General features: G+C 36.4%; 16 protein-coding genes and 1 riboswitch. Of the genes, 9 read left to right on the top strand and 7 right to left on the bottom strand.

All coding sequences use genetic code 11. From position 1 onward, the window contains the following. Positions 1-96: 96 nt before the first annotated feature. Positions 97-15,129, bottom strand: a complete 15,033-nt coding sequence (locus EGX95_RS06770) for a DUF7507 domain-containing protein (protein ID WP_123805475.1) — start codon at positions 15,127-15,129, stop codon at positions 97-99. A gap of 111 nt (positions 15,130-15,240) precedes the next feature. Here EGX95_RS06770 and EGX95_RS06775 point away from each other — a divergent pair, with 111 nt between their 5' ends. After that, entirely contained in the window at positions 15,241-16,101 is an 861-nt protein-coding gene (locus tag EGX95_RS06775) for a GNAT family N-acetyltransferase (protein ID WP_000570996.1), read from the top strand. 34 nt (positions 16,102-16,135) lie between these two features. Here EGX95_RS06775 and EGX95_RS06780 read toward each other — a convergent pair whose 3' ends face one another. After that, a complete protein-coding gene (locus tag EGX95_RS06780; protein WP_000806353.1) occupies positions 16,136-16,696 on the bottom strand; it encodes a cysteine hydrolase family protein in 561 nt (186 codons plus the stop codon). A 181-nt stretch (positions 16,697-16,877) separates the two neighbouring features. On the opposite strand from EGX95_RS06780, the gene EGX95_RS06785 reads away from it, so the two are divergent. Beyond that, a complete protein-coding gene (locus tag EGX95_RS06785) occupies positions 16,878-17,138 on the top strand; it encodes a DUF6123 family protein (RefSeq protein ID WP_001195212.1) in 261 nt (86 codons plus the stop codon). Between the two features lie 2 nt (positions 17,139-17,140). On the opposite strand, the gene EGX95_RS06790 is transcribed toward EGX95_RS06785, so the two are convergent. The 3 genes from EGX95_RS06790 to EGX95_RS06800 form a co-directional block, all read right to left on the bottom strand. Next, complete coding sequence (locus EGX95_RS06790) at positions 17,141-18,046, bottom strand: DMT family transporter (protein WP_000711147.1); 906 nt, start codon at positions 18,044-18,046, stop codon at positions 17,141-17,143. A gap of 13 nt (positions 18,047-18,059) precedes the next feature. Further along, on the bottom strand, positions 18,060-18,446 hold the full coding sequence (locus EGX95_RS06795) for a reverse transcriptase-like protein (protein ID WP_000573873.1): 387 nt from the start codon (positions 18,444-18,446) through the stop codon (positions 18,060-18,062). 70 nt (positions 18,447-18,516) lie between these two features. Further along, a complete protein-coding gene (locus EGX95_RS06800; RefSeq protein WP_000127427.1) occupies positions 18,517-19,389 on the bottom strand; it encodes an aldose 1-epimerase family protein in 873 nt (290 codons plus the stop codon). A 132-nt stretch (positions 19,390-19,521) separates the two neighbouring features. After that, a riboswitch (PreQ1 riboswitch) is annotated at positions 19,522-19,566 on the top strand. Positions 19,567-19,572: 6 nt separating this feature from the next. On the opposite strand from EGX95_RS06800, the gene EGX95_RS06805 reads away from it, so the two are divergent. The 3 genes from EGX95_RS06805 (at position 19,573) to EGX95_RS06815 (ending at position 21,058) form a co-directional block, all read left to right on the top strand. Next, complete coding sequence (locus tag EGX95_RS06805; RefSeq protein WP_063246581.1) at positions 19,573-20,058, top strand: QueT transporter family protein; 486 nt, start codon at positions 19,573-19,575, stop codon at positions 20,056-20,058. 151 nt (positions 20,059-20,209) lie between these two features. Then, entirely contained in the window at positions 20,210-20,869 is a 660-nt protein-coding gene (locus EGX95_RS06810; protein WP_000875518.1) for a ribonuclease H family protein, read from the top strand. A 12-nt stretch (positions 20,870-20,881) separates the two neighbouring features. Then, the gene (locus EGX95_RS06815) at positions 20,882-21,058 is read left to right on the top strand and encodes a zinc-finger domain-containing protein (RefSeq protein WP_000358801.1); all 177 of its coding nucleotides are present in this window, start codon (positions 20,882-20,884) and stop codon (positions 21,056-21,058) included. Between the two features lie 33 nt (positions 21,059-21,091). On the opposite strand, the gene EGX95_RS06820 is transcribed toward EGX95_RS06815, so the two are convergent. Further along, positions 21,092-21,340 carry a DUF2564 family protein gene (locus EGX95_RS06820; RefSeq protein WP_000534391.1) on the bottom strand — a complete coding sequence of 83 codons (249 nt, stop codon included), beginning with the start codon at positions 21,338-21,340 and terminating at the stop codon, positions 21,092-21,094. Positions 21,341-21,459: 119 nt separating this feature from the next. Then, a complete protein-coding gene (gene cspB / locus EGX95_RS06825; protein ID WP_001161727.1) occupies positions 21,460-21,657 on the bottom strand; it encodes a cold shock-like protein CspB in 198 nt (65 codons plus the stop codon). Positions 21,658-21,920: 263 nt separating this feature from the next. On the opposite strand from cspB, the gene EGX95_RS06830 reads away from it, so the two are divergent. From EGX95_RS06830 to EGX95_RS06845, 4 genes are all read left to right on the top strand, one after another. Beyond that, positions 21,921-22,649, top strand: coding sequence for a YqcI/YcgG family protein (locus tag EGX95_RS06830; RefSeq protein ID WP_001005939.1), 729 nt, complete (start codon positions 21,921-21,923; stop codon positions 22,647-22,649). A gap of 138 nt (positions 22,650-22,787) precedes the next feature. Further along, the gene (locus EGX95_RS06835; RefSeq protein ID WP_000466558.1) at positions 22,788-23,420 is read left to right on the top strand and encodes a LysE family transporter; all 633 of its coding nucleotides are present in this window, start codon (positions 22,788-22,790) and stop codon (positions 23,418-23,420) included. A gap of 19 nt (positions 23,421-23,439) precedes the next feature. Next, positions 23,440-23,733: a hypothetical protein gene (locus tag EGX95_RS06840; RefSeq protein WP_000286381.1), complete on the top strand. Its 294-nt coding sequence runs from the start codon at positions 23,440-23,442 to the stop codon at positions 23,731-23,733. 79 nt (positions 23,734-23,812) lie between these two features. Continuing rightward, positions 23,813-24,442: a sterol desaturase family protein gene (locus tag EGX95_RS06845; RefSeq protein WP_000832150.1), complete on the top strand. Its 630-nt coding sequence runs from the start codon at positions 23,813-23,815 to the stop codon at positions 24,440-24,442. The last annotated feature ends 33 nt before the right edge of the window (positions 24,443-24,475 follow it).

Genomic DNA, 24,475 nt, shown 5'->3' on the forward strand with positions numbered 1-24,475 from the left:
ATATCATTGGCCGGGTTATAATGTAGCACGATAAAAGTAATGAAAAAGAGATTGTAATTTGGTTGAAACCAAATCACAATCTCTTTTTTGTTTCAATTAATTCCACCAAATCCAAGTCCAAAGGTAATTGCCTACATTTCGAGGAGTAATCCGTATGAAGCGTTCACCGTCAAAGAAGCAATTGAAATTTGGAAGTGTTTTATCCGGATTTTCTGGAACAAAGGTGACGATGTTTTCGTTACTTGTAACGGTTACTGTAATTGGTGGATCGGTAGGTGAGGCTTGAAGTTGTAACGAAATATTAGCCGTATTTTTAAACTCATTAGTAACAGGTGGACTTATCACTTGTACGGTGAATAACACGATAATTGTTTCGCTTGGTTCTAAATTAGTAGCAACTAGGAAACCGATATTCGGATTCGCTAGTGGAGAGCGTTCTCCGTTAATGGAGACGGTGCCGCTCATAAATTGTAAACCTACTGGAATAGTATCCTGTAAAGAAATATTTAAGAGTGAAATCTCGGAAGTATTCGTAATACGCACCGTGTAATCAAAATATTGATTTAAATAAGCTGAGCTGACGGAAGCGTTTTTCGTGACTGTCGCAGTTACAAATTGAACTGGTATACGAACAATATTCGAATTAACAACGAAAGTAATAATCGGATCCTGTGGTGTCAATTGGAAAGCGGCTGTAACTGTTGCAGAATTTATAATTGTATTTTTTGAAGGAATAGAAGTTACGAGCACTTGAAATGTTATCGTTGCTACTGAGCCAGCAGGTAAAGCGCCGATATTCATACCAGTGTCTGGACGGACAGTTGGTACCAGAATACCGTTAATTGTTACGCTATTTTCTATAAATGTTGTACCAGCCGGAATTGTGTCTATAACAGAAGTATTGATTGTCGGAATTGGGGAGTGATTAAATACTGCTAATGTGAATGTAATTATATCTCCAATAACGACAATAGATTTGTCAGCTGTTTTTTCAATACGAACCATCGGATCAATGACTGTCGTTGTAACGATATTTGTTTGTTTTGTAATTGTAATAGGTGGTTTTGTTGGATCAATGATGACGGTATAGGAAACAGAAGCATCATTATTAATTGTAGGTTGAAGAGTAGAAGAAGATATTGTTATTTGGAACGTAATAATAACAGATTCACTAGGAGCAAGAGTTCCTAACGTAATACCATTTTCAGGATTTTCATTAGGTTGATTGATTCCGTTAATCGTAACACTACCAATAACGAATGTCGTATCTACTGGTGCCGTGTCTACTAGAAGAAGATCTTCAATAGTGATATTACCACTATTAGTAATCGTAATGGTGTACGTTAAAGTTTGACCAGGTAAGGCACTTGTGAAATCAACAGCTTTTATCGCAATGACATTATCATTTTGGACGGTTGTTGTAACAGTATTTGTTGTAGTCGTATTTGTAACAGGTATGTTATTTGGGTTGACTATATAGTTAAAAGTAGTGATTGCTTGGTTGGTGAGTTCATTTTGTATTGGAATAGAAGTCACAGTTACTTGGAATGAAGTAATAGCGTCTCCACCAACAATTATAGTACCAATTGGTATGCCACTTACTGGATTAACTCCCGGAAGAGTTTCTCCGTTTACAATCACGCTATTTTCTATAAATGTGGTACCTTGAGGAATCATATCTTGAATGACTACATCATTTGCTGCAACATTACCAGTTTGATTGAGTATAATCGTATACGTTAACGTATCACCGACAGTTGCAAATGCAAGGTCAACAGCTTTATTACTATTTAAAGTCGCGTGATTAATTTCTGTTACGGCAGCTGATGAAATAATAGTTTCGGTAATAGGTGGCCGATCTGGTAACGTGTATTGGTATTCAATTGTACTCGTGTTAGAGATTGGATTTGTTTGCGGAATCGAAGTAACCCGTACTTGGAATAGAATAGTTGCTGTTGTATTAGGCGGAATGTTATCAATTTGTATCCCGCTAAGTGGATTGTCATTTGGACGAGCGTTTCCATTCACAATAACACTGTTCTCTATAAAGCTCGTATTTGCTGGGATGATATCTGTAACGTTAATGTTTTCTACTTGTATATTGCTATTGTTTGTGATGGAAATTGTGTAAGGGATAATCGTTTGTAGGTCAGCGTATTGGATAGGCGTTGTTTTTGTTGCGACTATAGTAGCAATAATAACTTCAGTGAAGGTAATATTACTAGTCGATATTTGTTCTGCTCCATTTATCGTATAACGAGAAGTTGATTGATTTTGAACATGGCCGCTAGCTGGAAGCGCTATGACGGTAACAGAAAATGTGACTGGGATAGAAATGTTAGGAGCAATCGTTCCTACAAGTATACCGGTACTTGGATTGGCGTTAAGCTGCGGAATGTTATTTACTAAAACGCTACCGTCAATAAAGGTAGTTCCACCAGGAATATTGTCTGTAAATACAACAGCAGTGGCATCTGTATTCCCTGTATTCGTTAAAGTTGTTGTATAAGTTAAAATGTCACCAATTGTTACAGAAGTCAAATCAACAGTTTTAAGTGAAACGATATCAGCATCATTAATTTGAACGAAAGTAGTGTTGGAAGTAGTCGATTTTTGAATTGGTGCAAAATCAGGGTTGAAAATAAAGTCGTAGACGAGGTTTGCAGTATTAGGTGTTGGGTTTACAGCAGGTAAATTCGTAACGGAAACTTGGAACGTTATTGTAGTCGCTTGACTTGACGCAATATTAGGAATAGAAAAACCGATATTTGGATCTGCTGCAGGAAGTACCGTGTTGTTAACTATTACACTTCCTGGAATAAAGACTGTTCCATCTTCTATCGTATCTGTAAAAAAGATGGAGTTAGTTGTAGTGGATCCGTTATTTTGAATGAGTACTGTATATTCAATAGTTTCATCAATATTAGCTAATATTGTATTAGCAGATTTTGTAGCGATAAGAATAGCATCAATAAATTGTATATTTGTAGTATTGGAAGATGTCGTTTCTGAAATTGGTGGTAAGCTTGGGTCCGGCTGATACTCATAGTGGATGACGGCGATATTATTAATGTTATTTTGAGGAGGTATAGAGACTACATTTACTTGGAATGTAACGATAATTGTATTGTTTGGAAGGATAATATTAAGGGTGATTCCGGTACTTGGATTCTCGTTAGATCTTGGTATACCATCTACAAGAATGCTATTTGGAATGAATGTGGTGCCAGCAGAAATTGCGTCAATTAGGAGAGTATTTGTAATAGGTACTGTACCAGCGTTTGTAACTGCGACTGTATATGTGATGATTTGACCAATGCGTGTAATAGATCTATTAGCAGATTTAAGTGCACTAACATTTGCTGTACGGACTTCAGTAGTTACTGCATTTGATAACGATCTACGCTGAATAATTGGAGAACTAGAGTCAATTTGGTATTCATACGAAGTGTCTGAAATGTTAGTGACTGTGTTGCCCTCGGGTATATTTGTAAGTTGTACTTGGAATGAAATAGTGACTGTTTCATTTGGTTGTATCGTGCTAAGAGTTATTCCATTTTCAGGGTTCGCACCAGGCTGAATGACATTATTTATTGATAAGCTATCTTCAATGAATATAGTACCTTCTGGAATATTGTCAATGAACAATGTATTGTTAGCCGGAACAGTTCCTATATTTTGTAGTGTATTTGTGTAGGTAATATTTTGCCCGATGGATACGAAAGTAACATCTGCCTGCTTAACAGAAATAATATTTGCATTTTGAAGTGATGTTGTAACGATATTAGAAGTTGCAGAGCGATTCACTGGGGGAGCTGTAGGAATGCTTACATATTGGTACGTTGCTGAAGATTGATTTACAATTTCGGTTTCAGTAGGTGGATTGTTTGTTTGTACTTGAAATAGTATTGTTTTGGAACTATTTGATGGGATCGTTCCAATTGATATTCCGTTTTCTGGATTTGTATCAGGCTGAAGTACACCGTTAATTGTGACACTGTCGGGAACGAATGTAGTCCCAGCTGGAATCGAATCTGTAAAAATAATATTTATTGCGTCAACATTGCCGATATTTTTCACTTCAGAAATATAAAGTATCGTTCCACCAATATCTACAGTTGTTGGATTGGATGTTTTTGTAATTGTTAATTGTGCTTGCACGAAATTTGTAATGACGATATTACTAGTCGATGTTTCCGTAATAGGCGGTTTCCCTGGATCCGGTTGAATTGTATATGTTGTATTAGATTGATTTGTAATCGATTGTTGCGAGAATGGATCGTTAATAAGAATTTGGAACGAAATAAGGTGAGTAGCGTTTGCTGCTAGGTTAGGTAAAGTAACCCCTGCGTTTGGATTTGCACCAAGTATAGCTGTTCCGTTAAGTGTAAAACTATTTTCTATGAATGTAGTCTCTTCTGAAATAGTATCTGAAAATATGAGATTCGTAGCTGGAATATTTCCGGTATTTTCTAGCGCTATCGTGTAGGTCAAAATATCACCTGTTGTTGCTTGTTGTGCATTGACTGCTTTTAAAGAAAGAACATTCGCATCCGAAATTTGTGTGACTGCTGGATTAGACGTTATTGTTCGAGAGATGATAGGAGCGGTTGGATCAGCGATAAAAGTATAGTCAATACGAGCTATATTAGAAATTGGATTCACGCTTGGAATGGATTGAACGATAACTTGGAATGTGACGGTGACGATTTCCGAAGGTGCAATGGAGTTTAATGAGATCCCTACGTTTGGATCAGTACCTGGAGCTGAAACACCATTAATGGTCACACTATCCGGAATAAATGCAGTTCCCTCTGGGACCAAATCTGTTAAAGTAACTGTATTTGCAGTTGTATTCCCGTTATTTTGAACGACTACAGTGTAAGTGATTGTACCGTCAGTAGACTGTACGAGGGAATCTGTATTTTTAATTACAGATAGTGATGCATCAACGACAGCTGTATTAACCGTATTAGATGAAGATGTTGCTGTAACTGGAGGTTGACTTGGGTCGACAATATACGTGTAACTTGTAAGTGCTTGATTTATAATCGCTCCTTGCGGTGGAATAGAACTTGCAAGAAATTGGAACGTAATCGTAGCGGAATCACCTGGTGCGATAATACCAACTGGAATACCGAGAGTTGGACTTGCATCTGGAAGTGAAATCCCGTTAAGCGTGACACTATTTGGAACAAATAATGCTCCTTCAGGAACTCCGTTAATGAGTAATACAGAATTTGCAGGGAAGTTTCCAGTATTCGTTAATGTTGCAGTGTACGTAATTATATCTCCAATAGATACGATTGTTCGATCTGCTTCTAAAAGCGTTGTAACAGTAGCGTTATTAATTTGTGTTGAAGCGCTATTAGAAGTTATTGTGCCTGTAACAGGAGGAGCGGCCGGATTAACGATGAATGCGAATTGAATAGATGCAACGTTTGTAATTGGGTTGGAAGGAGGAGTAGATGTAACTATGACTTGGAAAGTAACGGTTAAGGAACTACCCGCGCTAACGGTCCCGATAGTAACGCCGCTATTTGGATTTGCACCTGGAATGGTATTTCCATTTACAGTAAAACTATTTTCAACAAAGGTCGTTCCTGCTGGAATGAGGTCTGAGAAATTTACATTCGTAGCATTTGTATTGCCGCTATTTTGAATTAAAACGGTATAAGTGATCGTGTCGCCAATATTTGCAAAGGCTGTACTAGCAGTTTTTACAGCTGAAAGTATTGCTGAATGAATAGAAGTAACGAAGACGTTCGTTTCCACGTTGCCAGGCTGAGCCTGTAATGCATTGCCTACGTTATATTGGAAGTTCACAAATGCTAAGTTTTGGAGTTCAGGAGTGAATGTTGTCGGATTGCTTACAATTTGAACTTGGAATATGATTGTTACAGTTTGATTTGGGCTAATTGTATTTATACCAACACCGTCAATGATAGAAGCGGATGGTAACGGAGTACCATCAACAACAACTGATCCTGTAACAAATTGTGTCCATGATGGTAAAGGGTCTGAGAAAATAACGTTGTTAGCTGGAATATTTCCAGTATTCGTAATCGTAGTTGTATACGTAATCGTATCACCAATCGTTGCAAAAGTTTTATCTCCTATTTTAATCGTATTTAAAATCGCACTTTCAATTTTTGTTGTAACGTTGTTAGAAGTAATATTTTTTGAAACTGGAGGATTAGCTGGATTAACAATATGTTGAAATCTAACGCTAGCTTGATTAGTAATTGGATTTATAGCTGGAATTTCATTGGCAATAATATGAAATGCCACAATGACAGATTCGTTTGGCGCAATATCACCAATTGGAACACCTGTAATAATATTTGCATTTGGAATGGTAGTTCCGTTCAATGTAAAGCTATTCGGTTCAAAGGAAGTTCCGTCTGGAATAAGATCGGTAAAAATAACATTCGTTGCACTAACATTGCTGCTATTTGTAATTGTAACGGTGTAGGTAATATCCTGCCCGATATCTACCGTAGATACATTTGAATTTTTTTGTGCAGTAAGAATAGCACTATTAATTTGTGTGGTCGTTGTATTAGATTGATTGGACGTTGTAATAGATGGTTGGCTAGGATCAACGACATAATGATATGTGATAGAAGCAGAATTAGAAATAGGATTAAGTGTAGGAAGTGTGGTAACAGTTGCTTGGAATGTGACGATTGCTGCATTACCGCCGTTAATGGCACCAATATTTACACCAGTAGATAAATCAGCGTTTGGAATGGTTTGCCCATTAACTGTGAAACTATTTGGAACGAAACTTAAATTGCTATCAAGAATATCGATAATAGTTACATCAGTTGCAGCCGTATTCCCGGTATTAGGGAGGTTAAGTGTAAATGTTATTGTATTACCAATATCCGCGAAAGTAAGATCTGCTGTTTTTGTGCTAATAATAGTTGCGTTGTTTATTTGAAGAAGCGTTGAGTTGGAAGTAGCTGCACTTGATACTGGAGGGTTAACAGGATCAACAATAAACTCATATGTCGTTGCTGCTGTATTTGGTGCAGGATTAATAGGTGGGATGCTGTTCACCGTAACTTGAAAGACGATACTATATATTTCATTTGGTGGAAGCGTTGCAAGTAATACACCTGTATTTGGATTCGCGTTAGGTTGTAAAACACCATCGACAGTTAATGTGTTAGGAACAAATGTGAGTCCACTTGGTAATGCATCTGTGAATACAATATTAGTTGCATCGGTATTGCCTATATTGGTAATGGAAGTAGTATAAAAAGCAGTTTGCCCGATATCTGCAAAGGATACACTTTCATTTTTCGTCATAGACAATATTGCTTCGTTAATTTGGGTTGAAACAGGATTGCTAATGGAAGTTTCTGTATCAGGCGGTGAGACTAATTGATAAGATGTTGATGAGAAATTTACAATTGGGTTTTCGGTCGGTAATGAGGTCACGTTTACTTGGAAGGAAACATTTACTGTAGCCCCCGCTGTTATCGGTCCAATATTTACACCGTTTACGGGATTCGCACCACTTTGAGGAACTCCATTAATGGAAAATGTGTTTGCAATAAATGTAGTTCCGCTCGGCATAGTATCTGTGAAAATAACATTTTGTGCAGATGAATTTCCATTGTTTGTTAAAGTGACAGTATAAGTGAGTGTATCTCCGATATGGCTAAATGCTTTATCAACTTGTTTAGATGAAAGAATAGTAGCTGTATTAATTGTAGTAAATGTTGTGTTTGAAGTAACATTTCTTGAAACAATCGGTGCATTTGGATCAGCGATAAATGTGTAAGAAGCAGTAGCGGAATTGGCAATAGGATTTTGGGCTGGTGTAGAAGTAGCGGTAACTTGAAATGCTATAGATATTGAGCTGTTAGGAGCAATTGATCCAATTGTTATGCCGGTATTAGGATTGAGCCCGATTTGTGTAATGCCACCTATTGTAACGCTATCAGTAATAAACGTTGTACCATTTGGTATAAGATCAGTGAAAGTAATATTCGTAGCGTTTGTATTACCGATATTTGTCAAAAGTGTCGTATAGGTAATGGTATCACCTAGTGTTACAATTGTTTGATCTACAGATTTCACCATCGTTATCATAGCATCTAGTACCGGGTTTGTAACGATATTCGTTGAAGTAGAAGTTGTAATAGGAGTTCCGTTTGGATCGACAGTATAAGAATATAAAATTGTGTCACTACCCATAATTGAACTTGAAGGGGGAACAGAAAGAACAGTTGCTTGGAAAGTAACGGTTACTGTTTCACCAGGAGCGATATTTGGTATAGTTACTCCAAGTGCTGGTTGCGCACCAGATTGCTGAACCCCATTTATTTTGACTGAGTTTGGTATAAAGGTAGTGTTAGCTGGAATTGCGCTCGTGAACGTTATATTCGTTGCAGTCGTATTTCCTGTATTTGTAATAGTTGTTGTATACGTAATCGTATCTCCAACAGAAATGATAGATTTATCAACGCTTTTTTGGGTCGTTAATATTGCACTATTAATTGTTGTCGAAACAGAATTAGATACATTCGTTTGTGTTACGGCAGGTTGGCTAGGATCAACCACATGTGCAAATTGTACTGAACTAAAATTAGAAATTGGATTTATACTTGGAATGTTTGTAACAAGTACATTAAGAGTAATCACGGCCGTTCCATTTGGGTTTATATTTCCAATCTGAATCCCGTTAGATGGATTTCCGATTTGCTGTGTACCAGAATCGTTTGTAAGAGTGCCAGATATGAATGCCGTTCCATCAGGTAAAGTATCCGTGAAAATTATATTTTGTGAAGTGACATTTCCAGGGTTGCTTAATGTAATTGTATAAGAAATTGTATCGCCAATCGTTGCGAAAGTTTTATCTACAGATTTGATTGCCACAATTTCCCCAGAATTTATTTGTGTCGAAACAGAATTAGATGTCGTATTTCGTGAAACAAGTGGTAAATTAGGTCCTGTCATAAATTGATAATCAATAGAAGCACCGTTTACAACTGGTGAGTTTGGTCCTCCAGGTCCGATTGTAAAAATAGGATTTGGGATGCTAACTACTTGCACACGGAAGGTAACATTTATAAAATCTCCTGCAATAATATCTCCAATTGGTATCCCGTTCGCTGGATTTACTCCAGGTAATAAAACCCCACCTACTCGAACGCTATCTTCTATAAATATTGTATTATTTGGAGTCGGATCTGTAAAAATGATATTCGTAGCAGTTGTGTTCCCTATATTTTCTAATAAGACAGTATACGTTAAAAATGAATTTCCAGGTGCGATGTCAGAAAATAGTCGATCCACACTTTTCGTTGCTTGAATAATCGCTTCGTTAATTTGAACTAAAGTTGGATTACTTGTAGCTGTTTCTGTCACCGGCGGCTGGGTAGGATCAACAATGATAGAGTATGTTGTGCTAGATTGGTTCAATGTTGGATTTGTAGCTGGTATTGAGCTAACAATAGCTTGAAAGCTAATTGTTATCGTTCCTCCAACTGGAATTGAGTCTAAAGAGATTCCGCTATCTGGTCTAAATCCAAGTTGTGGGATGGAGTTAATTTGTACACTATCAGGAACGAATGAAAGTTCGGGTGGTAATATATCGATAAAAACAGGTGTGTTTGCGGTAGTATTTCCGCTATTAGTGAGGGTAGTTGTATACGTAATTGTATCTCCAACAGCAGCAAATGCGCTGCTTGCAGTTTTTGTTGCGATAACGGAAGCTGTATTTACTTGTGTAAAGGTTTTATTGGATTGAACTGTTCGTGAAACAGGCGGCTCATTTATATCAACAATAAAGCTATATTGAAGCGATGATTTGTTAGGAATTGGATTCGGGTTTGGTAGTGTTGTAATGTTTACTTGAAAACTGAGTGTAATCGATGCATTTGCATTCAAGTTACCAATATTGATACCGTTTTGTGGATTTGCATTCGGGACGGTTACACCATTTATCTTAAAGCTATTTGGGACAAAGGCAGTACCATTTGGAATGGAATCTGTAAACACAATGTTGTTCGCAGTAGTATTTCCTGTGTTTGTAACAGATGAAGTGAATGTAATCGTATCACCAATTGTAGCGAAAGTTGTACTCGCATTTTTATTTAAAACTAATGTAGCATCAATAATTGGAGTAACCGTTGTATTTGTAATTGTACTATTAACAGCAGGTGATTGGTTTGGATTCACGGTATATTCATAATTTACAAGAGCATTATTTGTTAATGTGCCACTAGGTGGTATCGCTAAAATTTGTGCTTGAAAAGTAATGAATACAGTATCTCCTGGGGGAATATCTGCTAAGTGAATACCAAGTGATGGATCTAACCCCGGCTGCGGAATATTATTGATAGTTACAGAGTTTTGGACAAATGAAGCGCCTGCGCCGAGTCCATCTGTTAAAACTGTAGCACTAGCAGGAATATTTCCTGTGTTCGTAACTGCAATCGTATAAGTAACGATATCCCCAATTGCAGCTGTCGGTGTATTTACTGACTTCGTAGCGACGATTGTAGCGTTATTAATTTGAGTTGTTATTACGTTACTTAACGCATTAGCGGATGCTGGAGGTAAGTTAGGATCTATGACATATTGGTACGCTGTATTGCTTTGGTTCGGGATTGGATTTGGACTAGGAATGGAATTTACTATTATTTGAAATGAGATTGTTGCACTTGTATTAGGGTTTATTGGATCAATTGCAATTCCACTTGCTGGATTTGTATTAGGGAGTGTATTTCCATTTACTGTTACACTATTAGGGATAAATGATGTTCCGTTTGGAATTACATCTGTAAAAATTACATTTGATGCAAGTGTGTTCCCGTTATTCGTTAAAGTAGTCGTGTACGTAATCATATCATTTACGTTAGCAAACTGTTTATCTGCCGATTTCACAGCGGCAATTGTAGCATTATTAATAGTTGTCTGTACGGTGTTAGAGGCCAACATCTGCGTTACAACTGGTTTGGATGCATCGTACGTGTATTGGAATGTAGTGCTCGATTGATTCGTAATCGGATTTGGACTAGGAATAGTTGGTACAGAAACTTGAAATGAAACAGTACGTGATGAATTCGCTCCTATCGTACCAATTAAAATGCCATTAGCCGGGTTTGCATTAGCTATAGGGACGCCGTTAATCGTTACAGTGTTAGGAAGGAAGATGGTACCAGCTGGAATGATATCTGTAAACGTTACATTAGAGGCAGGGATATTGCCGTTATTCGTTAAAATCGTTGCATAAGTTATGACATCACCAACATCAGCGAAATTTGTACTTGTTAGTTTCGTAGCGACAATATTAGCAGTATTAATTTGTGTCGTTACTATATTACTAGTAGCATTTCTCACAACAGCAGGTAAATTTGGGTCAGCAATAAAGTTATATTGCAGTGCAGCACTGTTTTGAATTGGATTTTGTGTAGGCAAACTACTTGCGCTTATTTGAAAAACAATCGTTGTAAATCCGCCAGCAGGAATTGTCCCGACTTGAAGACCGGTACTTGGGTCTGCACCTAGCTGTAAAGCACCGCCTATAAAAGTACTATTTGGTACGAGAGTTGTGCCGGAAGGGAGTATATCGGTAACAACTACATTATTCGCTGGAGTATTTCCTGGGTTAGCTAGGGCAATGGTATATGTGATTGGTTGCCCAACATCAGCAATAGTTAAATCTACCTGTTTAACAATAACTACATTTGCTACATTAATTTGTGTACTTACAGTATTACTTAAAGATGTTTCTATAGTTGGTGGATCGCCCGGATTTAAAATAAAACTATACTGTGTACTAGATGAATTTATTGTTGGATTTTGTGTTGGTAAAGAGGTGACAGTTACTTGATAAGAGACGGTAAGTGAACCGTTCGCAGGAATGGAAGGTAACGGAACACCGACATTTGGATCTGCGTTATTTTGGAGTACACCATTAATCAGGAAAGTGTTTTGGATAAAGGTAGTGCCGTCTGGATTTGTATCTACGAAAGTAGGACTATCAGCAGAAACACTTCCTGCATTCGTTAAAACGACGGTATAAGTTAATACATCCCCTACAGTAGCGAACCCTTTATCTACTGTTTTAGCTGAAATGACATTTGCATCGTTTACTTGCGTAAATGTAGTAGTTGAAGTAGTGTTCTTACTTACAGGCGAAGCGTTTGGATCAACAATAAAGTTATAAGAAATGGAGGCACTATTCGAAATAGGGTTTGGGTTTGGAATGCTAGTGATTAATACTTGGAATGAAGCTGTAATCGTAGTATTAGCATTGATGCTACCGATATTGATGCTAGCTGGTGTTGCGCCCGGCTGATTAACGCCGTTAACGATAACACTGTTCGGTACAAAGGAAGTCCCGTTCGCTATTGAATCGGATAGTAATACATTGTTTGCCGTAACATTTCCGTTGTTTGTAAGAGCGAAGGTATAGGTTAATATATCTCCAACTTCTGCAAACGTTTTATCTACAGATTTAGTAGCTTGAAGGTTTGCTAGTCTAATTGTTGATGTAACAGAATTAGAATTTGCTGTTTTTGAATTTGGTGGCAGACTAGGATTTACAGTGTATAAATAAGAAGCGAAAGCATTATTAATGATAGGATTTTGAGCGGTAATATTGATGACTGTTACTTGGAAAGAAAGTGTAAAAGTAGCTCCGCCAGGAATTGTGCCGATAGGTAAAGCAACGAGAGAATCTACATTTTGCAAAATGCCGTTGAGTGTTACAGAACCAGGGGTCAATATTGTTCCGTTTGGAAGTGGGTCTGTTAGTTGTACATTAGTTGCAGCTGTATTTCCGTTGTTTGTAATAAGAATTGTATAACTTATCGTTTCCCCAATTGTGGCAAACTGTTTATTTGTTGATTTTGTTAATGCTAAATTCGCATTGTTAATTTGAGTGGAAACGAGATTAGAAGAAATGTTTTTTGTAACGGGTGATTGGCTTGGATTGACAGTGTACTGATAAGAAGCGCTTGATCCATTAGATACGACATTTAGCGCGGGTATCGTATTTACAACTACTTGAAATGAAACATTTTTTGTTGTACCAGTTGGGATCGCTCCAATGTTCACACCGTTAGCGGGATTTGCTCCCACTTGCGTTGTGCCATCTATTGTTAAACTGTTAAGGACAAAAGTGGTTCCAGTAGGAATGGCATCTGTAAACATAACATTGTTTGCACTTGTATTACCTGTACCTGTAAAGGAAACGGTGTACGTTAGTGTATCACCAATATCGGCAAAATTTTTATCTACCGCTTTTGTCATTGTTACAGTAGCATTATTCACTTGAGTGGAGACAATATTCGTCGTATCAGTCCCGCTTACTGCCGGTTGATTTGGTACAGGAATGTATTGATAAGTTGTAGTCCCGCTATTTAATATGGGGTTTGTTTGGGGGATAGATGGAACGGATACTTGGAATGAAATAGTAGTCGTAGAATTAGCGGCAATAGACCCAATTGATATACCATTTGCGGGATTCGCTCCAGCTTGCGTAATTCCGTTAACAGTTACACTTCCTGGAACGAAAGTAGTCCCGCTAGGAATCGGATCCGTATATATAACGTTCGTTGCAGCAATATTCCCTATATTAGCTAAGGCGATACTGTAAGTTAACGTTTCACCAATATCGGTAAAAAGTTTGTTAACTGATTTTGTGCCATTAATATCTGCGAGGTTAACTTGTGTTCCAGCAGAGTTGCTTGTTGCAAGACCGTTAAAAGTCGTTCCTCCAGCGATTGGTGTATATTGAAATGTAATATTAGCAGTGTTGGAGATAGGATTTTGATTTGGAAAAGAAACGACAGTAGCTTGGAAAGTTACTGTACGAGAAGCGCTGTTATTAATGGTTCCAAGAGATATACCAGCGGCCGGATTTGCATTCGTTTGCGGGACATTATCTACTGTTACAGTTCCAGGTATAAAGGAAGTACCGTTAGGAAGAATGTCTGTAAAAATAACGTTATTGGCGGGGAGAAGCCCTGTATTAGGGATAGTAACTGTATAAGTGAGAACGTCTCCAATTGCTGCAACACTTTTATTCACGCTTTTTGTTGCTTGTATGTTAGGTGAATTTATGTTGATTTGTAAACCGACTGTATTCAACATATATGCGTCTCCGTTAGTTGTTAAACGGATTGCGGCGGACACTTGAGAATTTGTTAAATAAGGAGAAATATCAATGGAAGTAATGTCCCAGCCCTGTCTTCCAGCGGAGATGTTTGTACCTGTAGAAGCACTTTGATTTCGCGTTCCAAATGTCCCGGTTGTATCTAAGTTTCCAGCGGCATTATTAATTTGAGAACCGAAGAAATTATTTACAGCATTGTTAGGTCCAGATAAGGCATTTAATGAACTGAAATTTGGCCCGAATAGAGCCTGATCCCCAATTAAATCAGCATCTCCTTCGGTAGAACTTAAAAACAATCTCCCGCTTACAGGCCCTCCTGAAGGTGTTAAAAATCCTGAAACAGATACATCGGCACTACCAGTTTCTGCAGAAACCCGGTTGCCTGCTACATAAATGGTTAAATTTCTTGCAGGTAATGTTCCATTTTGGTAAGCGACGATAAGCGTCCACCCAGCTGAATTAATTGTTCCGTTAGAAGCATCTATAGGATCTACAAGTCCAGGGACAGAGCCGGTTGTATAAGAGCCAGATCCTCCTGCTTGAATGAGGGAGGTTACATCTGCAGAACGTGTATAGAATCCAAATGTGATAGATCCAGAAACGAATGTTTGATTGGAAGCTGTAACAGCCGATGGAGTAATCGAGTATGTTGAAACAGGTGTTGTAAAAGAAACAGGATTGCCTAATACGTTCGTAATGTTTTGATCACGAGATAAATAGTTTCCGCCCCAAACGAGTTCTGCGTAAAGAATCGTACTACCAGCAGGTATATTTAAAAGAGCGGTAGAACTATTTTGTGTATAGTTTAATGTTGTACCAGCAGGAAAAGAAGTTACTTGTAAAGCGGTATTGGTAGTTATAAATGCGCCAATTGCCCCGATTGTACCAGCACGGTTTTGATTACTGATTTTACTTAAACCGAGTGTGTTTCCTGTAATCGCAAGTGCGCCGTTAGTGGTGGTAGAAAATCGATTTGTAATGGGCATGTTGTCACCTCACTTACAATATAGTCTTGGTCAAAATAGGATATGTGTGTGACAAATAAAGGGTAACATGTACAAGTTGAATTGGGAAGATGGCTAGATAAGGGGTGGAGTATGATTGAATTGGAATTTAGCGTGGAGCGTCTTAAGGAAGAACAAATAGGCGATATTGTAGCATTATCATCTTATATTGGTTGGGATTATAACAGGGAAGAAGTTGAAACAATTTTTAACTCAGGTATTGTATACGGCGTATGGAATGAGAGAAAGGAACTTATTGCTAGCGCAGCAATAATATTATATGGGGAGGCGTTGGCATCTATCGGAATGGTAATTGTACATCCAGATTATAAGGGAAGAGGAATTGGAAAGATGATTACAAATTCATGCATGAATAGCGTATCAGCTCAAACTCCATTTATGCTTATTGCTACGGATGAAGGAAAACCTTTATATGAAAAATTAGGATTTAGAGCAGTAAGTTATGTTTCTAAATACATATGTAACTCGTACAATGCGAATGATTATTGTGTAAGAAATGAAGATTATGTAATGAACTATGAAGAGGGTGAGTTAGAAAAAATAATAAAAATAGATGAATATGCGTTTGGAACAAATAGAAAAGAGTTTTTAAAGAAAAGAATTATGCAAAGTGAACAGTGCACTGTTGTAAGGGACAAGGAACAAAAAGTATTAGGTTACGGTTTAAGCATACAAACACCAGAAAATAAAATAATAGGACCGGTTGTTGCTAAAAATGATGAGATGGCAATGAGAATTGTACATGATTTAGCAAAAGGGCATAATGGTAAATTAAGAATTGATGTACTAGAAGGAAAGAAAGATTTCATGAAAGTATTAGAGATTACTGGTTTTAAAAAGGTGAATACACCACCAATTATGATGAAAAATAGCGGTCAATTATTAAAAAGGAATAATGAGTTATATAGCATTGCAGCACAAATTTTTGGGTGAAAAAGAATCCTTCTGAACGAAGGATTCTTTTTCGCTAATCACGATATTGATCATGAGTCGGCTGAAAGAGGTCTTCCTCGATATCCCTTACCATAGAAAAATGATCAACATTATAATGACCATGGAGAATTTTATTATGGTGAGAGATAATTTGTTCTGCAGTCAATACGTCAGAATCAGTTGTGGAATGACCGTTTTTAATTAATGTAACATCAAAGCCTTGTACAGTTGCAGTCCTCACAGCAGTATCAATACAATGCTCTGTTTTACATCCACCGATAACGATATGGTTAATTTTTTCTTCTTTTAACAGTTCAAGTAAAGAAGTACCATAGAATGAATTTGTTGCGGCTTTATTAATAAGGATTGCAGATTGAGGTACTTGAATTTGATTATGTACTTCAAAGCCTTCTCCGCTACCAGAAGCAACATCGATATCTCTTACGAAAACAATAAGGGCATTGGCATCTATTGCTTTCTGCACGGCTGTATTGAGTGTAGATAATAATTCGGTTTTACGAAAAACTTCACTTTCTTGTTCATTGCCATCCATTAATTCTTGCTGCGCATCGATAATTAATAGTGCTTGTTTCATCGTGTCTCCCCTTTAATATGAAATAAGTTCCACTGTACATATTCCTCCATATTATAAGGAAATCCTCCATTGCAAGTGGAGTATAGGCTGATTTACAAAGTTGTCAAAGAAATTTCATTCTCATGGCGTATAAAAACATGTATGATAGGAAGTGGAGAATTTTTGAGTAGGTGGGAATAACATGCAAACAGTAGAAGATTATCTTTCATTCTTACATACGAAAGGATTTAAATTATCAGAGGAAGCACAAGGATTTATTATGTTCGGACAAGGATATACGGGTGCATCTGATGGCATTGTAAACGCAGCAATAGAAGCGACAATTAAGCATCAATTGCAGTTTGATGGCAGTTATTTTGTTGCGCTATTAGAACGATTGAAAGAAGAAGAGATTACAGATAAAAAAAGCGCTAAGGCTTTTATGCGGAAGTTACAAGCGTAACTTCACGCAGCCTGCGCTTCTTTTTTTGTTTTGGAAGGTAATTCAACGAAAACCATACCTAGGAAAATACATAGGCATCCGATAATAGCAGAGATAGAAAGTTGTTCGTTTGCAACGAGAACGCCTGTTAAGGCAGCAAAAACGGGCTCCATTGCGAAAATAATAGCTACTCTCGTTGGAGATGTATGTTTTTGTGCTGACGTTTGGATGAAAAAAGCAATGGAGGTCGCGAACAGGGAAGTTAGAAATAGCGCAAATAAAAAGGAAGAATTCGTCCATAGTGCTACTGAAAATAATTTTTCCCAATCTTCAAACAAAAAAGCGCAAATAGAAGAAAACATACCGACAGCTAATACTTGCGATGTGCTTAACAATAAAGGTGATATTTTTTTAGAGAAGAATCCGTTAACAAGAATATGAGCAGCGAAAGCAACTGCACAACCGAGAACGAGTATATCTCCAATGTTTAATTGAAAAGAATCACCAGCTGTTAATAAGTATAAACCTGCTGTTGCTACAGCAATGCCAATTACGATAAAAATAGTAGCTTTTTGTTTTAAAAAGATAAAAGACAAGATTGGTACCATAACGATACTAAGCCCTGTTAAGAAACCAGCTTTTGAAGAAGTTGTATAAAGTAAGCCGAATGTTTGTAATACATAGCCGACGCATAAAAAGAATCCAACGGTTAATCCAGCGAGGCTACTCTGTTTTATATGTTGTTTTGAAGTTTTTTTTGAGAAAATCAGTTGAACGAATAATAAAATGATTCCAGCGAATAAAAAACGTATACCATTAAATGTAAATGGCCCAACGAAAGACATAGCATTTTGAACGACAACAAATGTAGCTCCCCAAATAAAAGACACAAATAATAAAGCAAGAGGAGCAATCCAATCTTTTTTCACACTCATACCCCCGTTAATTTTGTAAGATAGCTTTTCTAGCTAATTCATCAGCAACTTTATTTTGACTACTTGGAATCCACTTAATAAAAAAGAGATCGAAACTTTTTATGTACTGCAGTGCTTCCTCTAATAGTGGCGCAAACATTTTATTTTTTGCGTATTCTTTTTCGACAGCTCGCTCAACAAGTTGCGAATCTGTACGAAAAGAGACAATGTTATAATTATGCTCCGTGCAATATTTTAATGCCGCAAGTAAAGCGTGGTATTCTGCTTCATGATTGGACATTGTCCCAAGGGGCAATGATAATTGTACAGCGGGTTGAACCCCTTTAATAAATACGCCTGCACCAGAAGGACCAGGATTTCCTTTTGATGCACCATCAATATATACTTCAATCAAAATGAGAAACCTCCAAATGATAAGATGATCCCCTACCTATATGTTTCTTTGAAGTAGGGGATAGAGTAACTTAGCCGATTGTAATACTATAACGACATGTAAATGTTTCATTCGCTTGTAAAGATTGAATTCCTTTTTTTTCCTTGAAATCTTTTGCTGGATTTACTTCATCAGCAATTCCGTACCAAGGTTCAATACATAAGAAAGGTGCATTCTCGCCTGGTGTCCATACGCCGACAAATGGGAATCCGTCAAATTCTACTTTTACGAATTTATTATGTTTATGAGAACGGATGGAGATTTCATCCGTATTCATATTTTCAAAAATAAGTGCATCGTTTTTAAATAGGTCGTATGTAAGTGGCAATTCATTCGTACTTTCAGCAATTAGTTGCTTCTTATTTGAAAGGTAAGGTCCTTCTAATACGCTCGTTTCTAAACGCTCTGAACCATTAAAAGATAGATGGTAATCTGTAAATGACTCGCCCTCTAATAACGGGAAATTGAAACCAGGATGTGCTCCGATTGAGAAGAACATCTCTTTTGAAGCAGGGTTATTCACTTCGTATGTTACATGAACGGTTTGTCCGTCTAGTTCATAAGAAACGAGTAATTCGAATTCATATGGGTATTTTTTTAATGTTTCTTCATTACTAGTTACAATGTAGGTGATTTTCGTTTCACTTTGTTCTTCTACAGAGAATGTAAGATCACGAGCAAAGCCGTGTTGTGTTAAAGAATAAGGTTTACCATCTACGTAGTATGTATTATCTACTAATCGGCCGACGATTGGGAATAAAATTGGTGCACGGCGTCCCCAATAAGTAGCATCACCTTGCCATAAGTATTCTGTATTGTCTTCTTTTAAGAGAACGCTTTGTAATTCTGCACCTTTGTCAGAGATGGTAACGATCACTTTTTCATTTTGAATTGTTGCAGTCATGAAGTAAAACCTCCTAAATCTTTCATATATTTCATTATACGTTGTCTAAAAGAAAAAGGGTAGTTCATGGTAGGAATCTATTGACGAAAGGGGGGATACCGCGTAAAATATAATCTTGTTGCTTAAAAAACGAATAACGTGGTTCGAAACCATCCCACGTAAAAAAACTAAGGAGATTTTGTCATGAATATTAGAACTTTAGTCGGTAATGGTATTTTAGCGGCATTATATATTGCTGTTTCTATGCTTATTCAGCCATTTGGCTTTACGAATGTACAGTTTCGTATTTCAGAGATGTTTAATCATCTCGTTGTATTTAATAAGAAAGCAATTTACGGAATTGTATTAGGTGTATTTTTAACGAATCTCTTTTTCTCACCTATGATCGCTTACGATTTAGTATTTGGAGTAGGGCAATCTATTCTTGCATTAGTTGCAACGATTATTTCTATGCGATTTATTAAAGGTGTTTGGGCTCGTATGATTTTTAATACAGTCATTTTTACAATTACAATGTTTATGATTGCAATTGAACTTCATCTTGCATTTGATTTACCATTCATGTTGACTTGGTTAACATGTGCAATCGGTGAATTTGTTGTTATGGCGATTAGTATGCCTGTAATGTACTGGATTAATAAACGAGTACAATTTGAAAGATTTATGTAATAGATGAAAGAGCTATTCCTATAGGGATAGCTCTTTTTGCATGTGATAATATTGAATATAATTCTTTGACTCTTGATAAAATATAATAAAATAAAGTGAGGCTTTCATTAGCTGGATACATATAAGAAGTCTTACATAAGGGGAATCTAGTATGAAATATAAAATTCATTGGTTGTATAAAACAAAACGCGGTTTTCAGACGGAATTAACGACAGATTATATGAACATAGAAGAAGCACTTCAATTTGCGGAGGATTTCGAGAAAACAGGAAGAGTGAAAGAATTATTATTTTACGATGAAATGGATGCAGAATGGTCATTAAAGGAAATGAAGAAGCTGAGCAAACAAGTGGAGGAAGAACCCCAAGAAATACTCGTTTATTTTGATGGCGGCTATGATGTACAGACGAAAGAAGCTGGTATAGGCATATGTGTATACTATAAAAAAGGAAATACAAAATACCGAATTCGCCGTAATGCATATATAGAAGGCATATATGATAATAATGAAGCGGAATATGCATCATTACTATATAGCATGAATATACTCGAGGAATTAGGGATTAAGTATGAAGCGGTCACGCTTCGCGGAGATTCTCAAGTTGTACTGCAGCAATTGGCTGGAGAATGGCCTTGTTATGATGAACATTTAAATCATTATTTAGACCAAATTGAGCAAAAAGCAAAGCAAATGAAATTAAAACTTGTATGTGAGCCTATATCAAGAAAACAAAATAAAGAAGCACATCAATTAGCTACGCAAGCATTAGAAGGAACAGTGATTGATAGTCATAAAGAAATAACCGAATAGAGAGGTGCAAAGGTGGATAAAAAGCAACTCATTACAGAGGTAAATGACTTATTAGAAACGTATTGTGAAGGATGTTTTTTGCGAGAACATAATCGAAAGACAAATAGTAAGTATTATGCTCATTCCTTTTGTATAAGACAATGTACAGTTGGGGAAACATTGAAAAAATATGGGGAACAGTTGTCATGAAAAAACATCCAGAGAAAACTCTCTGGATGTTTTTTAGTGCTTCGCTTCATTTAATTGATGCTCACACTCGCTTAATTTCTTTTCCTCATTTATTAAAAATGGCTCGTCTAAATCTGTTGCAACAGATTTCATAATTTCAAGCTGAGAGCGAGCTGCTTCTACAGCAGTAGTAGCATGCTCTAATGTATCTGGATCCATTGAAATTGTCGCTGATCCTACCATTTTTTGTGCTGTTTCTACACGGAATTTCACTTCTTCAAAATCATTTACTTCTGATCCCATTAATAATTCCTCCTTTGTATAGTGCGCATTTCACATAGTTTTTGCTCTGGAAAACGGAAATATACAAAGGAATAACAAAGGAGGTTACCAAGTAAGGTAACCTCCTGTCATATGTTGGATTAAAGTTTTACTACGTTAGCAGCTTGAGGTCCACGGTTTCCTTCAGTGATATCGAAAGATACTTCTTGACCTTCTTCTAAAGCTTTGTAGCCTTCGCCTTGAATAGCAGAGAAATGTACGAATACATCGTCAGCGCCTTCAATTTCGATAAATCCAAAACCTTTTTCGTTGTTAAACCATTTTACTTTTCCTTGCATGTTACAATTCCTCCTAAAAACATTTGCTTTTTTCATTTAGTGAAATTCATTTGAAAAGATAATATAAACTAAAAATGCTATAATCTTGAATATTCTGCTAAATGATTAATTTAAATATACACGAATTGGGAGAATTTAGTCAAGTAAGCGGTTTTATTTTTTTGTATTTTTAAATAATTTTTTAACCAAATTTTTAAATAGGTATAGGACAGGCCAAGTATGTAATAGTCTTAATTGAATGCTATACATAATGAGGTGAAAGAATGAATGAGTCTTATTTATTAGATAATGAAGGAATGAGAATGAGAACGGATATACCGAATTGGGTTGCAAAGGAATTTCAAAATTTTTCGAGTGTTGTGCTAGAACCAACTTTTCCGTGCTATTTCGGCTTAACAGCTTTAAAAAAGAATGAACTTCGTTATTCCTTTCTCTCTCATAATGATTGGAGTCATTTGCCACATACAATGTTATCTTTTTTAGAGCTAATGAAAGAGCGTCCAATTGTAAGAAGAGGCTTTTTTCTTTTTGTAGAACCGGAATGTGAGGAGCAATCACTGGAATATTACCGTGATTACTTTTGGAAAGTACTACAATATTTACATGAAAACGATAAGGAAACATGGCCAAAGCAAATTGCTAAAGACCCAGACCATTACTTATGGGAATTTTCATTTGGCGGGGAACCGATATTCGCATTTGGAAACGCACCAGCCTATAAACAACGAAAAACTAGGCATTTAGGAAATTCTCTCGTTATTGGATTTCAGCCACGTACTATATTTGATGGATTAGAAGGGGATCGTCCTAAAGGAGCATATTCTAGGCAAACGGTCCGTGAGCGAGTTGAAAAGTGGGATCAGCTGCCGAAACATCCTAACATTAGTCATTATGGTGACCCGAATCATCGTGAATGGAAACAATACTTTATAGGAGACGATATAGAACCGATAAAAGGAAAATGTCCTTTTCTTCATAAGATAGAAAAGTAAGAGCCATCATCTGGAGGGCTCTTTTGCATATTTTGGATAAAAAAGGGTATTTTAGTAGTACATATTTTCATGAAAGCTAGTCTATTTTTAATGATTACATCATTACTTAATAGTAAAGGAAGTAGAAAGGATAGAGTGATGTTTGGAGCAATTATACAACAAATTGTATTAGGTATTTCATTAGCTGCGCCAGTAGGTCCAATTAATATTGAAATGTTAAAACGAGGAATTGAACGAGGTTTTTGGCATGCGTGGGTTGTTGGAATTGGTGGAATGACAGCAGATATTTTGTTTATGCTTCTCATCTATTTCGGTTTATCTTCTCTGTTTATGTATACATATGTACAAGCTTTTATGTATTGCACAGGGTTTTTCTTATTATTTTATTTAGGATTTCAAAGTGTAAAACAAGGAATTTCTCAATCGAATATGGAATATAAAAAAGAAGAGGTAGGCAGCCTTAAACAATCGTTTATGGCAGGTTTTTTAATTGCGATATCCAATCCATTAAATCTTGTTTTTTGGTTTGGTATATACGGAAGTACACTTAGCTCATTGCTTACGAAGGTAACGAAACAAGAAGCCTTTTTGTATAGTCTTTGTATTATCGTTGGTATTATTTTATGGAATGTAAATATTGCTTTTTCTGTCCATTTTGGCAGAACTTTATTAAAGCAAAAAGCACTTGGCTATATAACAGCCGGAGCAGGTATTATTTTAGTAGGATATTCTATCCATTTTGCATACAAAGCTTTACAGTTGTTCACATAAGATTGAAGGGGAGATTTTTATGTATCGAACCACTATTGACGGAAAAGAAATCATTATTACGTTAGCATCAAAAATCAGAAAAGAAATTACTGATAGAAATCCACTATATGAAGCGGTATTTCAGAATGCAGCAAGATTACTACAAACAAAGCAACCAACGTTTGCTGTAAATCATGAAATATTTGGGCTTATCATTGGAGAGGTACAAAGAGGAGAAGTAACAGTGTTTGCGGTGGAACATATTATTCCGAAGCAAAATATATTTGGACCGAACAATTTTTTCTCGACAATAGAGCAACAGGCAAATTTGTAAAGCGTATAGAATAAGATATAGAAAAGAAATAGTCGTAACGATATGTTGCGACTCTTTTTTTTGAAAAGGGGGAAGGAAGATGAAGAGGGTGGGGAAAGAGTTCTTTTTACAACATGATATCGTTATTATGTATAGTATTTTATTTGTTTTTATCATTATTTTAAAAATGCAATTTTTCACATGGATCGGTTTGTTAGCTTGTTTGTTTGGTATTATTTTTTATACGCTAAACGAATATATGACACACCGTTTTTTATTTCACTTAAAACCACCTAAAAACGTATTTTTATTAAAAATGCTAAGAAGATTACATTATGACCATCACGTCTATCCAGATGATTTAAAACTGTTATTTTTACCTGTATGGTTTAGTATACCGAGTTTTACTATATATTTACTTATATCATATGCTATAACAAAAAGTGTTACTATTGCACTTTCGTTCGGAATTGGAATGATTATTATGCTTCTCGTTTATGAATGGAAACATTATATTGCACATAAGCCAATTCGTCCTGTTACTAAGTTTGGAAGATGGCTAAAAAAACAGCACATATTACACCATTATAAAAATGAAAAGTTTTGGTTTGGTGTTTCAAATCCAGTATTCGATTTCATATTTGGAACGCTTAAAGATGGAAAAGACGTTGAATTAAGCGAAACAGCTCGTAATTTAGAAAAGGAAAAAAAGAAAAAAGTAGTGCGTTAAGCACTGCTTTTGTTTTAATGAGGAAAAAATAAG

The organism is Bacillus sp. FDAARGOS_527, assembly GCF_003812125.1.
Classification (GTDB): Bacteria; Bacillota; Bacilli; order Bacillales; family Bacillaceae_G; genus Bacillus_A; species Bacillus_A paranthracis.